Here is a 13,242-nt window from a genome sequence, read left to right as displayed (position 1 = left end):
TTGCAAATTTCTATCCAAATTTAACCGCTTGTATCTCGAAAATTAGCCGTCCATTTCCTCGCCAGTTTTTGCCCACTTAAAATTTAATGCGACAGAATTTAAGCAAAAACGTAATCCTGTAGGTGGCGGACCATCATTAAAAACATGCCCCATATGGGAATCACAATTGCCGCAACGGATTTCGGTTCTGTGCATCCCAAAACTGTAATCATCTAGATAGCGTAATGATGTTTTTGAAATTGTTTGATAAAAGCTTGGCCAGCCACAACCAGCATCAAATTTAGTATCAGAATGAAAGAGATCTTGATGACATCTTGCACAACGGTAAATACCTACACGGTTTTCATTCAATAATTTTCCCGTAAAAGGACGTTCTGTACCGTGATTTATTAAAATATCAACTTGCTGCTTGGTTAAGTCTTTAATATCTTTAATCACTATTTTTCTCCTTACCTCATCGCAAAATATTCTAACTTTTTTTTCATTATAAATCGCTATAAATTTGAAAATTTGACATAGATCACAAAAAAATTATCTGTTATATTGAGCGAGTTCTTTAAGCTTGTCAGGAAGTGGAAAAGATGTGTTATAATCTCTAACATCTTTAGTAGTACATAAAGAACAAATTTTGTTTAACTTTAATATAGGTAGAAAAATCTATGGCAATTAAAATTGGTATTAACGGCTTTGGCCGTATTGGTCGTATTGTTTTCCGTGCAGCACAACATCGTGATGACATCGAAGTAGTTGGTATCAACGACTTGATCGATGTTGATTATATGGCTTATATGTTGAAATACGATTCAACTCATGGCCGTTTTGATGGTACTGTTGAAGTTAAAGATGGTCAATTAGTAGTAAACGGTAAAGCAATCCGTGTAACTGCTGAGCGTGATCCTGCTAACTTAAAATGGGACGAAATCGGTGTTGATATCGCAGTTGAAGCAACTGGCTTATTCTTAGATGATGAAACTGCTCGTAAACACATTACTGCTGGTGCGAAAAAAGTTGTTTTAACAGGTCCATCTAAAGATGCAACGCCTATGTTCGTAAACGGTGTAAACTTTGACGCTTATGCAGGTCAAGACATCGTATCAAACGCTTCTTGTACTACAAACTGCTTAGCGCCATTAGCGAAAGTAATCCACGAGAAATTCGGTATCAAAGAAGGCTTAATGACTACAGTTCACGCAACAACTGCGACACAAAAAACTGTAGATGGTCCATCAGCGAAAGACTGGCGTGGTGGTCGTGGTGCATCACAAAACATCATCCCTTCATCAACAGGTGCAGCGAAAGCAGTAGGTAAAGTATTACCAGCATTAAACGGTAAATTAACTGGTATGGCGTTCCGTGTTCCAACCACAAACGTTTCTGTTGTTGATTTAACTGTAAACTTAGAAAAACCAGCAACTTACGCTGAAATCTGTGCAGAAATCAAACGTGCTTCAGAAAATGAAATGAAAGGCGTATTAGGTTACACAGAAGATGCAGTAGTTTCAACAGATTTCAATGGTGCAACTGAAACTTCTGTATTCGATGCAGCAGCGGGTATCGCATTAACAGATACTTTCGTTAAATTAGTATCTTGGTACGATAACGAAGTTGGTTACTCAAACAAAGTATTAGACTTAGTAGCTCACGTTTATAACTATAAAGGCTAATGGCTAAGTTATAGATAAATTTAATAAGGACCAAATTCTGAGAAGAGTTTGGTCCTTTCGCTTTGGGTAATATTTTAATGTTGTTTTAAGTTTATAATCCCGAATGGTAAAAATACGTTTGAGCTTGAAAAAGAAATTCTTTGATTTGTGGAGATTGTTTATTGAAATTTGACATCGAAATTGCTATATATTATCCATAAGCTAGCTACTATGGAGAAAATTAAAATGGGTAATTTTTGTTATTTTATTATGTTATCAATCATTACCTTTTTTACGATTTTAATCTTTAATAAAATAGGCTGGGTAAATGCCGGAATTTTATTAGTTGTATTTTTTACTTTCTTTGCTGCTTCGATTGTGCGTAAAAATCAAGAAATAAAGCGAGGCTTAGAAGAAAAAGAGCTGAATGAGTGGCTTGAAAAAGAGCTCAAACGCCCAATTGTTCAAGATAAGCTACGCCACCTGCCACCAAATGATATTGATGATGAAATCGACACTATTGTCACTGGTAAAGTAAGTTGGACAGATAAAGAAGGAAAAACGACGGACCTTTTCGATATTGAGATAAACATCAAATACAAGTAACTTGATATGGTTGTTCCCGTGAATAAGAAGCTTTCTCTTGTATAGGCATCCGATAGTAGGCTAAATATGTAACTAAATGTGCAACTAAAATTTTTGATAGGAAGCGTTTTTTTGGTTGTTTCGATAGCAAAAAAGCCCGAAAAGGTTGATTTTACGGGCTTTCTTATTTAGTTTTGTAGTTAAATGGTGCTCTGGGCGAGACTCGAACTCGCACATCCTATGGACACTACCCCCTCAAGATAGCGTGTCTACCAATTCCACCACCAGAGCATTTATTCTGATTTTGCGATTATTGAGGAATATCGCTGTTTTCTGTTTTTACAGGTTCTGCTTGTTTTTGTTCAATGTGACTTAAATCTTCAAATTGGCTTGTTGGAGCAGTTGTGTGTGAACTTAAATTTCCAATCACTAAGCTAATTGCGAAGAAAATAGTTGCTAATAAAGCAGTTGTTCTTGATAAAAAGTTTGCTGAGCCTGCTGAGCCGAAAACTGTTGCTGAAGCACCAGCTCCGAAAGAAGCTCCAGCATCAGCACCTTTGCCTTGTTGCATTAACACAAATGCAATTAGCAAAATGGCTACTACAAGATAAACAATCGTTAAAACGTTAATTAACATTAATTTGTTCTCTATATATTCTTTAATGCGAAATTTGCAATGGCGTGAATAATATAGAATTTACGTCCGTTTGACAAGAGCCAAACGCTGATTTTTAAACGCTTGATTTAATTTTCAACAGATCGTGCTGTCTTTTTCGAATAATGAGCTTTCGGTTTATTTGCAAGCGGTGTTATTTTCGCTAAATTTTGCAAAATTTGACGATTTGGGCTTTGTAGCAAATGAGGTAATTGCTGATTTAGCTCAAACATAAATTGCTGATAGCTAGCCTCTTTTTTGCTGATTTGGTTAAGCTGCATTTCCCAATGAGCGGTCATATCAGGCTGCGTCGCAGAATCAGGTAAGGCATGAATGAGAGTTCTTCCTGCTTCTGTGCTGTGAATATTTTTACCTTTGCGGATTAAGAAGCCACGCTTAAACAGTAATTCTATAATACCGGCACGAGTAGCTTCTGTGCCTAAGCCATCGGTTTCTCTTAGCACTTTTTTCAATTCTTTATCTTGCACAAATCGAGCAATGCCGGTCATCGCAGAAAGCAGGCTGCGATCAGTAAAATGGCGTGGCGGTTGCGTTTTTTTGCTCGCAATTTCGCCGTTTTCACAATGGAGAACTTGCCCTTTCTTCACAATCGGCAGTAGCGGTTCGGCATCATCAAAACTATCTCCTTTACCAAGCAAGGCTTTCCAGCCCGCAACTGATAAATTACGAGCTTGTGCGGTAAACTTTCCACCCGCAATTTCAAGATCAATTTTGCTTTTGCGGTATTCCGCATCAGGACAGAATTGCATTAAGTATTGGCGAGCAATGAGTTGATAAATCCGTTTCTCATTTTCAGTCAAATGCACAGTGCCTTGTCTGGCAGTTGGAATAATAGCGTGGTGAGCTTCCACCTCTTTGTCGTTCCAACAACGGTTTCGTTTGTTCGGATCAACTACCTCAGGCTTTTCTTGATATTCAGGTAAATGGTGCGAAATCGCCGCCATTACCTTGAAACGGTCGTTAAAATGTTCGCTCGGCAAATAGCGATTGTCGGAACGTGGGTAAGTAATCAGTTTGTGTGTTTCATACAATTTTTGGCAAATATCCAGTACCGCTTGAGCAGAAAACCCATATTTTCCTGCGGCTTCCATTTGTAAAACCGACAGCGAATAGGGCAGCGGAGCGGTTTCTTTCTCGATTTTATTTTGATATTCCACCACTTTTGCTAGCTGATTGGTAATGCGTTTAACCACATTTTCAGCGAGCGGGCGAGAAAGTACTCGCCCATCTTCGTCTTGATAATCTTCGCACGCCTTACTCGGTTGCCATTGCGCTTTGAATTTTTCTTGCGTTTCTGGCACGACAATGTGTGCGAAAACCTCAAAATAATCTTTTGGAATAAAGTTTTCGATCTCCAGATCTCGGCGAACGATCAGGCCCAACACAGGGGTTTGTACTCGCCCAACCGATAGCACGCCTTTATAGCCGGCAAAGCGCCCTTGCAGAGTGTAGGCTCGAGTCATATTAATGCCATAAAGCCAATCGGCTCTGGCACGAGCAAGTGCAGAGGTTGAAAGCGGTATAAAATCACTATTTTTTTGTAATTTTTCAATCGCACGACTTACCGCAGCAGGGTTGAGATCGCTGACTAAACAACGCTGAATTTGGCTTTTGCATTCAGGCGGTAAATTGAGATAGCCAAAAACTTCATCTACTAAAAGTTGCCCTTCACGATCCGGGTCGCCAGCATTGACCAAAATATCCGCTTTTTTGATCAGCCGTTCTACCACTTTAAATTGCTTCAGCGTCTCTTTTTTCGGAATCAGTTTCCACTGCTCAGGCACAATAGGGAGATGCTCCATTCGCCACATTTTAAAACGTTCGTCATAGGCATCAGGTTCAGCTTGTTCTAATAGATGGCCAATACACCAAGTTACGGTGTCGTGTTCGCCGCATTGAATAAAGCCGTCGCCTCTGGTGTGCGGTTTTGGCAACACATCGGCAATTGCTCGGGCAAGACTTGGTTTTTCGGCTACAAATAAACGCATAATGGTAAAATTTTCAAGAAATTTAACCGCTTGTTATGCTTACAAGCGGTTAAGAAAAAAGAGTTGTTTTGCAATTAATTCAAACCTTGTTCAGATAAAATCATCTGACATTGAACCGGTGGTGTTGGTAAGACTTTAGATCTTGGTATGCCTGTATCCAGCTTTGGCTCAAACCAAGAGTAAAGTTCTTCGCCACAGCCATCGCCTGCCGGCACCGGTGATTGGTTTTCACAACTTGCCGCATCAGCCGGGCAAGTTAAGCGAATGTGGAAATGTGAGTCGTGTCCATACCAAGGACGGATTTTACGCAACCAGCCACGATCTGAGCCTGCTGTTTGGCACAATTTCACCTTAATGGCAGGATTAACGAAAATGCGATCCACGCGGCTATCGACGGCGGCGAGTTTCACCAAATTGGTGTGGTGTTGATTCCAAAGATTGTCGTCCACTCGTTGGATATTTCGATTCACCATCAGCGTAGCAAGCCCTGCCGGATTTTTCGCCGTTTCATCATCCATTGGACCAAATCTGAACCAAATATCCGCATCAAGCCCAGTTTGGTGAGAGGCGTGCCCTGATGAGAAACGCCCACCTGCAGGCATTCCCATATCACCAATCAGAATGGTTGGCACACCAGCGGCTTTTGCTCTTTTGGCTAAGTTAGTGAGGTAATCGAGTAGTTGTGGATGTCCGTAATAGCGGTTTCTTGCAGAACGGATTACTTGGTAACCTTCGCCTTTTAAGGCTAATGGCTTAGCACCGATAATGCAACCATTGCTATATCCCCCAATAGATTGAGCTTTACCTTGAACTGGGGTTTTAATTTTTTCCCATTGAGTTGCATTGGCTGCGGTAGCTGCGATTACTAGAATTGAAATAAAGGCTATTTTAAGTAAATTCATTATTTTTCCGAGTTTATATAAATCATCCAAGCGGTTAAATTTGTGGATTTTTTTGCAAACAAGAGTAACAAATCAATCGCTTGAACTTTTAGTTTAACGGCATTGAGCCTTAAATCTAAGTAAATGATCCAGCAATACGATTGCCATCATCGCTTCTGCAATTGGCACAGCACGAATGCCCACGCAAGGGTCGTGTCTGCCTTTAGTAATAACTTCAACCGGCTCGTTGTTTTTATTCACACTTCTGCCTGGAATGGTGATGCTGGAAGTCGGTTTTAACGCAATGTGGGCGATAATCGGCTGGCCGGAGCTAATGCCACCTAAGATACCGCCTGCATGGTTAGAAAGGAAACCTTCTGGGGTCATCTCATCACGGTGTTCGCTACCACGTTGTTCCACTACGGCAAAACCATCGCCAATTTCGACCGCTTTCACTGCGTTGATAGACATTAAAGCGTGGGCAAGCTCGGCATCTAAGCGGTCAAATACCGGCTCACCTAAACCAACAGGCACTTTCTCGGCAATTACAGTGAGTCTTGCACCTACTGAATCGCCCTCTTTTTTCAGATCACGAATTAAAGCGTCAAAGCCTTCAACTGCAACCGGGTCTGGGCAGAAGAATGGATTACTATTGACAGCTTGCCAATCAATCTGTTCAATATTTTCAACCGTTTTCGGGTTAATTTTTACATTACCAATTTGAGATAAATAGCCACGTACTTCAATCCCAAATTGCTCACGCAAATATTTTTTGGCAATAGCTCCTGCTGCAACACGCATTGCTGTTTCACGAGCAGATGAACGACCACCACCACGATAATCACGAATACCGTATTTTTGTTGGTAAGTATAATCAGCGTGTCCCGGTCTGAATTTCTCAGCAATATCGCCGTAATCTTGTGAGCGTTGGTCGCCATTTTTAATGATTAAACCAATGCTTGTTCCCGTTGTTTTACCTTCAAATACACCAGATAAAATTTGCACTTCATCATCTTCTCTGCGAGGGGTAGTGTAGCGTGAAGTGCCGGGTTTACGGCGGTCTAGATCAGGCTGTAAATCAGCTTCACTTAATGTCATATTTGGTGGCACGCCATCTACGATACAGCCTAATGCAATACCGTGTGATTCGCCGAAAGTAGTGACTTTAAATAATTGTCCAATGCTGTTGCCTGCCATCTTTATTCCTTTTCTTTTGTTGTTATGTTATTTGGTAGTTCAAAATCAAAGCGTTTTGAGCCTATTTTAATTTCATCTTGTGTGTCATTGTTTTTGATATACACATCTAATTGGTTAAATGCAATATCAATATTATGTTCATTAAAGAGCTGATGGATACGTGTATTAAGTGCATCAATCGTTGGGTTGCGATCAGATAAATCATTCACATAAGCTCTTAATTCGTGATCCAATGTGCTTGCACCAAATGTAAGGAAATAAGCTCTTGGTTGTGGATCTTTCAGTACTTTTGGATTTTCTTCGGCGACTTGCAGTAACAAGCGTTTAACTAACTCTACGTCAGAACCGTACGCAACACCAACTTGCACAATAATACGGGTTGCCGTGCTGCTTAATGCCCAGTTTACCAAGCGTTCGGTTACGAATGCTTTATTTGGTACGATAACTTCTTTACCATCAAAATCAACTAATGTGGTGGCACGAATACGGATTTTTGAGACTGTACCACTATACGTGCCGATTGTAATCGTATCGCCAATACGCATTGGGCGTTCAAATAAGATGATAATACCAGAAACGAAGTTTGCAAAGATTTCTTGCATACCAAAACCCAGACCGACGGAAAGTGCGGTGAGTAACCATTGGAGCTTACTCCAAGATACCCCTAATGTACCGAATGCAAATATTGCTCCTAGCGCAATAATCAAATAGGTTAATAGCGTGGTAATGGTATATGGCGTACCTTGCGATAACTTAAAGTGTGAGAAAATAAGAGCTTCGAGCAAACCACTTAAGTTGCGAATGAGCACCACCATCACTACAATAATCAAAATAGCAGTGAGTAAATTCAGTAGTGTGATAGATTCCATCACAATGCCAGCCTCTGTGGTTACACTTTGTTGCCACAAGGTTACGCCATCTAAGTAGAGGGCAACGGTAATTAAATCTGACCACACCCAGTAGAGGAGTACGAATAAACCAATCCAAAGTACGAAATCGGTTAATTTCAACATTTGATTTTTCACTTCGCTTACGGCAATGGAATCCTCTTTTAACTCAAATGGAATTTCAACACCATCCGGATTTTCGTTATTTTGTTCCGCTTTGGCACGAGCTTTAGCTTCAGCAGCTTCTCTTTTTTCTTGCAAACGTCTGTAAGCAAGACGACGTGCAGAAATTGAGAATGCACGGTAAAGAACATTACGAACGATAATCCAAGTAATAATTGCAAAATAGGAAGCAATTAAATGCTCAATAATCACTAATGCTGTGTAGTAATAGCCCAAAACAATGAGAACAATCAGAACAATAGGTGCAATGAGCAAGACTAATTTCACGATCGTTAGAGGAATACTTTTTGATTCTTTGGTTTCTTGATGTGTTACATTTTCATAAGTAGAAATAGCTTGTCTAAAGGCTGGCGCAATCATCCAGATCATTAAAATTAAGACAAGGATTGTCATCGTTTGCCCAAGCACATCGTAAGAAACACCCGTTTCTAATTTTGTAAAAATCGAGGTATTAAGCAATAATGCAATTAACCAAACTGAGCGCCTTAAAATATTTCGGAAAATTTCATTACTTTTTTGTGGCATATTAAAATGGATATGACCTATGCCGTGAGGGCGTAACATTGCCACTAAGAAAGCAAAGTAAAGCCAATAAGTAGCCATTTTTAATCCCCAAGCCCATACCTCTTGTGGATTTTCAAATGAAATATAAGTAATAGCGATGAAGCCAGCTAAGAAAATGAAAGTACTTGGTAAGCAAAGCACTAAGCTCCAGAAAATAGCGAGCGGAGTATTCCATTGGCTGTCTGTTGCTACAATCTTTAATCGATTATTGATGTGGTGTAGCTTTTGCTTAATTTTATCTTTTTGGCGATTAATAAAGGCAGCAAGTAATAGTAAAATAGTTACTAAAATACCTGCTGGCACAATGTTATCACGCCAGTTTGAAAAATTGAGTTTTTTACCAATATCCAGAATTTGATAGTGAGCGATATCAATAAATTTACTGAACCATTCTAAGTCCATCGGGCTATTACTTTTTACCCAGAAGCTTTGTTGCTGCAGTTTTTGTTGTAAAGTATCACTAATGGTTTGAACCTGTTGTTGGTTCAATTCAATATTAATCAATAAATTAAGCTGACTATTTAATGATTTAAGCATTTCAGATAAAGTGGCTGAACGCTCTTGTAAAATAGTGGTTAACTGTGATTTTTCTTGAGCAGTAAAGGTCGTTTTTCCATCTTTTTCTAACTTATCAATATAAGTATTGATATTCGTAAAAGAATCCCTCAATTCTGTTATATCAAAAACACGTACACGTAAATCAGTAATCTGTTTAGGAATACCCGAAATTATTTCATCTTGTGGTAAAGATTGCTTTTGTTTATTAATAATACGAGAAAGCACTAACGTGCCTTGTAATGAGCTAATTTGCTCTTCAATATTACGTTGAGTTTGTTGTAAATTATCAAGCACACTTTTAATTCGCAAATTATCTTGTGATAACTGTGTCATATCTTTAGTTTGCTCAAGCAATTCTTGGGTTATTTTGGTGTTTAGATCCAACTCACGCAAAATAATAGGATTAGCTGTTGCATTATTTTGCTGATTTTGAACCGCTTGTGCTTGTTCTAATTTATTTTTTGATTCTTCTACAATCTGATTATTGATTGCAGTTTGTAAATTAGCAATTTCAGTTTGTAGATTTTGCTGCTCTTGTCTTTTTTCTTCCAGTTGCGAGGAATAAACTGCAGCTAAATTTTCACTTCCATTTAGTAATGTTTGGTTATAAGTATTCTTTAACTCAATTAATTCAAGTTCTGCTTCTAATTTAGCTTGAAGCTCACTTTGAATATTGGCAGCCGAAAGCTGAGCATTAATTTCCTGCTTACGTTTTACCATTTCAGTTAGTGAGGCCTGTGCTTTATCAGGTGCAGTATTTTGGGCAACTAAATTATTATTGATTAGGCTTAAATCGTGCTGTACAGTTTCAAGCTTAGCTTGTGCAGCAGTAAGTTCTTTTTGTAAATTAGTAGTTGATTTTTGCGTTAAGGTTTCTGCGCTTGGTACAACAATCGCTTTCAATTTTTCAAGATTGTTTTGACTGGTTGTTAAGGCTTTTTGAGCATCTTGAATAGATTTATTCAATGCTTCATTGTCTGCTTTTTGCTTCTCAATTTGAGAGAGAAGCGAAAGGGTATCCTCAAGTGTTTGAACTAAGGCTTTATTATTTGCATCAGCTTGATCTAATTTTTTTGCACTATCAAGTTGGCCTTGCACTGCTTTTTGGAGCGGAATTTCAGCTAAAGTAGAGTTACTTGTAGCAAATATCAGCCCTAAACTGAGAAAAGCGGTTTTTAACATCGGTTTAAACATAGATTTCCTTTATTCTTTTATTCTGTATATCTTGCTGTAATTGTTTGCGTGAAATTTTGATTGTTCCTTGCATGTGATATTGTTCAGTATCCAACAGGTAATAAGCAACAGGTTGTTTAAATTTTTCTAATTTATCAGACAACCAAATTTTTAATTTATTAACCTCTTGTGCTAAATTAGGTTGTTTGAATTGTACAATTGCAATCGGTCGCTGCCCAAATTCCTTATCATCAATCGGCAGAATAAACACTTGTTCCACAAGGTTTGAGCGAAAAATGATCTGTTCGATCTCTTCAGGTTGAATATTCTCGCCACCTGAAATAAACATATTATCTAATCGCCCTTTTATTACAAGTTGTTTTTTGCTGTTCCATTCACCTCTGTCTTTGGTGGCAAACCAGCCCTGTTCATTTACAAGTGGTCGAATTTTACTATTTTTTTGCCAATAACCTAATGCAAGTGGTTTCCCTTTTACCCATACTTCACCGTTTTCCAGTTTGACTTCTCGATGATTTAAAGGATAACCTACATTGTCCAATTCATTTTCTACTGCACAAACGGTAGAAGCCATTTCAGTCATTCCATAGCCAGAAAAGGTGGTAATACCTTGCTGTTGAGCTTGAGCCACAAGTTCTGATGGAATAGCTGTGCCGCCTAATAAACATTTTTGACTTGCTGCATAGTCTAATTGAGCTAGATAGCGTTGTAATTGTGTTGGCACAAGCGATGCGTGGCTAACTTGTTTGAGCAAAGTAAAAAAGGCATCTTTGCTCTCATTCACATATAATGTTGCCCCCTTAAGTAACCAACGCCAAACAATGCCTTGTCCTGAAACATGGAATAAAGGCAAGCTCAATAGCCAAGAATGTGTTTTTTCAAATTCCATTAATTCACACACGCCTTCGGCATTATATAAATGAGCAGAAATTGAATGTACTGCTGCTTTTGGCATACCTGTTGAACCAGACGTTAAGGTGAGCGTGGCAGGTTGTTCAAAATCAAGGTTAGGTAAATGGCTACAAGCGGTTGTTTTTGCCGAAAAATTTTCAAATGTATTATCGGTAATAAAAACATCAACACTCGTTTCTTCTAATATGGTTTGTTGTTGTGCTTGAGTTTGTGCCGGATTGAGCATTAAGATTTTTGCTCCTAGCGAGAGTGTGGCACAATAGACAAGTAACCCGCAAAAACGATTAACACCACAGTAAGCAACTAAGCATTCAGTAGTAACATTTTGAGTTTTTAGAATAGCACATACTTGTTGAAGTAAATATTGAAATTCCACCCAACTCAGTTGAGCTGGGAGATGGGGGAAATAATCGTTTTTTCCCTTTTCCCGAATAATAGCAATATCTTGGGCTGTTTTTTCAGCCCAAAATTGAGTAGGAAATAAAGAAGAGTGAAGCACCATTGCTTATACAAAAAGGGCTTGAATACGCTCAATCAGTTTAGCCGGTACTTGCATAGATTCCATTACACCTTTTAAAATAAGCCCTTTGCGAGCTGTATTATTATTGGTAATCACCCAAAATGGCGAATCAGGAATTTGTTTGGCTTTCACACCACTGCCTGTTGCTAAAATTTCTTCTTCACTTTGAGAGAAATAGATGCGTTCATTACCACGCACTTTTTCGGTTGCTTTGGCAAAAGCGATAGGATTAGAACGATATAATGCCGCTAATAACATAATAAAACGCACAACATTTTTATTTTCGTTCATAAAATGTTCTGAGTTTAAAATATCTTCCAATTTAGCGACGGTTTTCTCTGCATTGAAATCATCTTTTTTGCTTGTTGTTCGAGAAGGCGTTTTAACCAGTTCTTTTAACTCGTTGATCATATGCTCTTGAACTAACACAAAAGGCTGAGGCGATTGCGGTAATCTTAGTAAGCGACGTAAGATATCTGATGCCGTTTCACCAATAGATTGTGTACGACTGGCAATATATTGATATAATTCATCATCAATTTCGATTCTTTTCATCGGGATCCTCATTCTTTTTGAATATAAAATAGCGTTAATTATCTGTGCTATTATACGCATTTCTTGGCAATTTTATAGAGGATCTTGTTGGAAAATTTATGCTAAAAAAGACATTTATATGACAAAAAAATCAGGTTTAAATTTTCTTTATCAGCCAGCTACAAATAATCCAAATGCCCAAACAATGGTATTTTTACACGGATTATTTGGCGATATGAATAATTTAGGCATTATTGCCAAGTCGTTTGCAGAAGATTATGCCGTGCTGAGGGTCGATCTTAGAAATCACGGTAGATCTTTTCATTCATCAGAAATGAATTATTCTCTGATTGCTGAAGACTTAAAAGCACTACTCATTGAACAGAATATCCAAAATACAATTATTGTAGGGCATTCAATGGGGGGCAAAAGTGCGATGGCATTAGCCAATCTTGTACCGGAATTGGTTGATAAATTAATTGTGATTGATATAGCCCCTGTAACCTATACGCAAAACCGCCATAAACAGATTATTGAAGGCTTATTTGCGGTAAAAGCGGTGAAGCCTCAAACTCGGCAACAAGCAAAATTGATAATGGCAGAGCATACTCCAGATGAAGGTGTTCAGCAATTTATGCTGAAATCCTTTGATGCTCAAAGCGAACAATCCTTCCGATTTAATTTAATGGCATTAAGTCAAAATTATCAGAATTTGATGAATTGGAACGACGTATTTGTGGATAAACCAACGCTTTTTATTAAAGGAGCATTGTCGGATTATATTCAGGCAGAGCATACGGAAACCATATTGAAACAATTTCCGCAAGCGAAATCCTTTATTGTGGCAAATGCCGATCACTGGGTTCACGCTGAAAAACCGGAAGCTGTTGTACGAGCCATTAATAAATTTTTAGGGAAATAAA

The 13,242-nt window shown here is 38.5% G+C and carries 11 protein-coding genes and 1 tRNA gene; 3 read left to right on the top strand and 9 right to left on the bottom strand.

Translation table 11 applies throughout. The annotated features are described in order from the left end of the window. Positions 1 to 42: 42 nt before the first annotated feature. The gene (gene msrB, locus A6B40_RS01875) at positions 43 to 438 is read right to left on the bottom strand and encodes a peptide-methionine (R)-S-oxide reductase MsrB (protein ID WP_176671384.1); all 396 of its coding nucleotides are present in this window, start codon (positions 436 to 438) and stop codon (positions 43 to 45) included. A 221-nt stretch (positions 439 to 659) separates the two neighbouring features. Between msrB and gap the strand changes: the two genes are divergently transcribed. Both gap and A6B40_RS01865 read left to right on the top strand, forming a co-directional pair. After that, entirely contained in the window at positions 660 to 1,664 is a 1,005-nt protein-coding gene (gene gap, locus A6B40_RS01870; RefSeq protein WP_025217416.1) for a type I glyceraldehyde-3-phosphate dehydrogenase, read from the top strand. A gap of 210 nt (positions 1,665 to 1,874) precedes the next feature. Next, complete coding sequence (locus A6B40_RS01865) at positions 1,875 to 2,249, top strand: hypothetical protein (RefSeq protein WP_176671383.1); 375 nt, start codon at positions 1,875 to 1,877, stop codon at positions 2,247 to 2,249. A 184-nt stretch (positions 2,250 to 2,433) separates the two neighbouring features. On the opposite strand, the gene A6B40_RS01860 is transcribed toward A6B40_RS01865, so the two are convergent. The 8 genes from A6B40_RS01860 to seqA form a co-directional block, all read right to left on the bottom strand. Then, positions 2,434 to 2,519: transfer RNA gene (locus A6B40_RS01860), tRNA-Leu, on the bottom strand. A 19-nt stretch (positions 2,520 to 2,538) separates the two neighbouring features. Further along, the gene (gene secG, locus A6B40_RS01855; protein WP_025217414.1) at positions 2,539 to 2,865 is read right to left on the bottom strand and encodes a preprotein translocase subunit SecG; all 327 of its coding nucleotides are present in this window, start codon (positions 2,863 to 2,865) and stop codon (positions 2,539 to 2,541) included. 107 nt (positions 2,866 to 2,972) lie between these two features. Further along, positions 2,973 to 4,892: a DNA topoisomerase III gene (locus A6B40_RS01850; protein ID WP_176671382.1), complete on the bottom strand. Its 1,920-nt coding sequence runs from the start codon at positions 4,890 to 4,892 to the stop codon at positions 2,973 to 2,975. Positions 4,893 to 4,966: 74 nt separating this feature from the next. After that, positions 4,967 to 5,794, bottom strand: a complete 828-nt coding sequence (gene mepA, locus A6B40_RS01845; protein ID WP_176671381.1) for a penicillin-insensitive murein endopeptidase — start codon at positions 5,792 to 5,794, stop codon at positions 4,967 to 4,969. Positions 5,795 to 5,887: 93 nt separating this feature from the next. Next, positions 5,888 to 6,970 (bottom strand): chorismate synthase, encoded by a 1,083-nt coding sequence (aroC, locus tag A6B40_RS01840; protein ID WP_176671380.1) that lies wholly within the window; start codon positions 6,968 to 6,970, stop codon positions 5,888 to 5,890. Between the two features lie 2 nt (positions 6,971 to 6,972). Next, positions 6,973 to 10,356: a mechanosensitive channel MscK gene (gene mscK / locus A6B40_RS01835; protein WP_236966873.1), complete on the bottom strand. Its 3,384-nt coding sequence runs from the start codon at positions 10,354 to 10,356 to the stop codon at positions 6,973 to 6,975. Continuing rightward, entirely contained in the window at positions 10,349 to 11,767 is a 1,419-nt protein-coding gene (gene menE, locus A6B40_RS01830; RefSeq protein WP_176671379.1) for an o-succinylbenzoate--CoA ligase, read from the bottom strand. Before menE ends, mscK begins: the two co-directional genes overlap by 8 nt. A 3-nt stretch (positions 11,768 to 11,770) precedes the next feature. Continuing rightward, the gene (gene seqA, locus A6B40_RS01825) at positions 11,771 to 12,340 is read right to left on the bottom strand and encodes a replication initiation negative regulator SeqA (RefSeq protein ID WP_176671378.1); all 570 of its coding nucleotides are present in this window, start codon (positions 12,338 to 12,340) and stop codon (positions 11,771 to 11,773) included. A 118-nt stretch (positions 12,341 to 12,458) separates the two neighbouring features. On the opposite strand from seqA, the gene A6B40_RS01820 reads away from it, so the two are divergent. Beyond that, positions 12,459 to 13,241, top strand: coding sequence for an alpha/beta fold hydrolase (locus A6B40_RS01820; RefSeq protein WP_176671377.1), 783 nt, complete (start codon positions 12,459 to 12,461; stop codon positions 13,239 to 13,241). The last annotated feature ends 1 nt before the right edge of the window (position 13,242 follow it).

This window comes from Mannheimia varigena, assembly GCF_013377235.1.
GTDB classification, from domain to species: Bacteria; Pseudomonadota; Gammaproteobacteria; order Enterobacterales; family Pasteurellaceae; genus Mannheimia; species Mannheimia varigena.
This window is presented reverse-complemented; position numbering and strand designations above follow the sequence as displayed.

Excerpts from the sequence above, each read along its gene's own strand:
- gap (WP_025217416.1), top strand. The coding sequence starts at position 660 with ATGGCAATTAAAATTGGTATTAACGGCTTTGGCCGTATTGGTCGTATT.
- A6B40_RS01865 (WP_176671383.1), top strand. The coding sequence starts at position 1,875 with ATGGAGAAAATTAAAATGGGTAATTTTTGTTATTTTATTATGTTATCA.
- secG (WP_025217414.1), bottom strand. The coding sequence starts at position 2,865 with ATGTTAATTAACGTTTTAACGATTGTTTATCTTGTAGTAGCCATTTTG.
- A6B40_RS01850 (WP_176671382.1), bottom strand. The coding sequence starts at position 4,892 with ATGCGTTTATTTGTAGCCGAAAAACCAAGTCTTGCCCGAGCAATTGCC.
- mepA (WP_176671381.1), bottom strand. The coding sequence starts at position 5,794 with ATGAATTTACTTAAAATAGCCTTTATTTCAATTCTAGTAATCGCAGCT.
- aroC (WP_176671380.1), bottom strand. The coding sequence starts at position 6,970 with ATGGCAGGCAACAGCATTGGACAATTATTTAAAGTCACTACTTTCGGC.
- mscK (WP_236966873.1), bottom strand. The coding sequence starts at position 10,356 with ATGTTTAAACCGATGTTAAAAACCGCTTTTCTCAGTTTAGGGCTGATA.
- menE (WP_176671379.1), bottom strand. The coding sequence starts at position 11,767 with ATGGTGCTTCACTCTTCTTTATTTCCTACTCAATTTTGGGCTGAAAAA.
- seqA (WP_176671378.1), bottom strand. The coding sequence starts at position 12,340 with ATGAAAAGAATCGAAATTGATGATGAATTATATCAATATATTGCCAGT.
- A6B40_RS01820 (WP_176671377.1), top strand. The coding sequence starts at position 12,459 with ATGACAAAAAAATCAGGTTTAAATTTTCTTTATCAGCCAGCTACAAAT.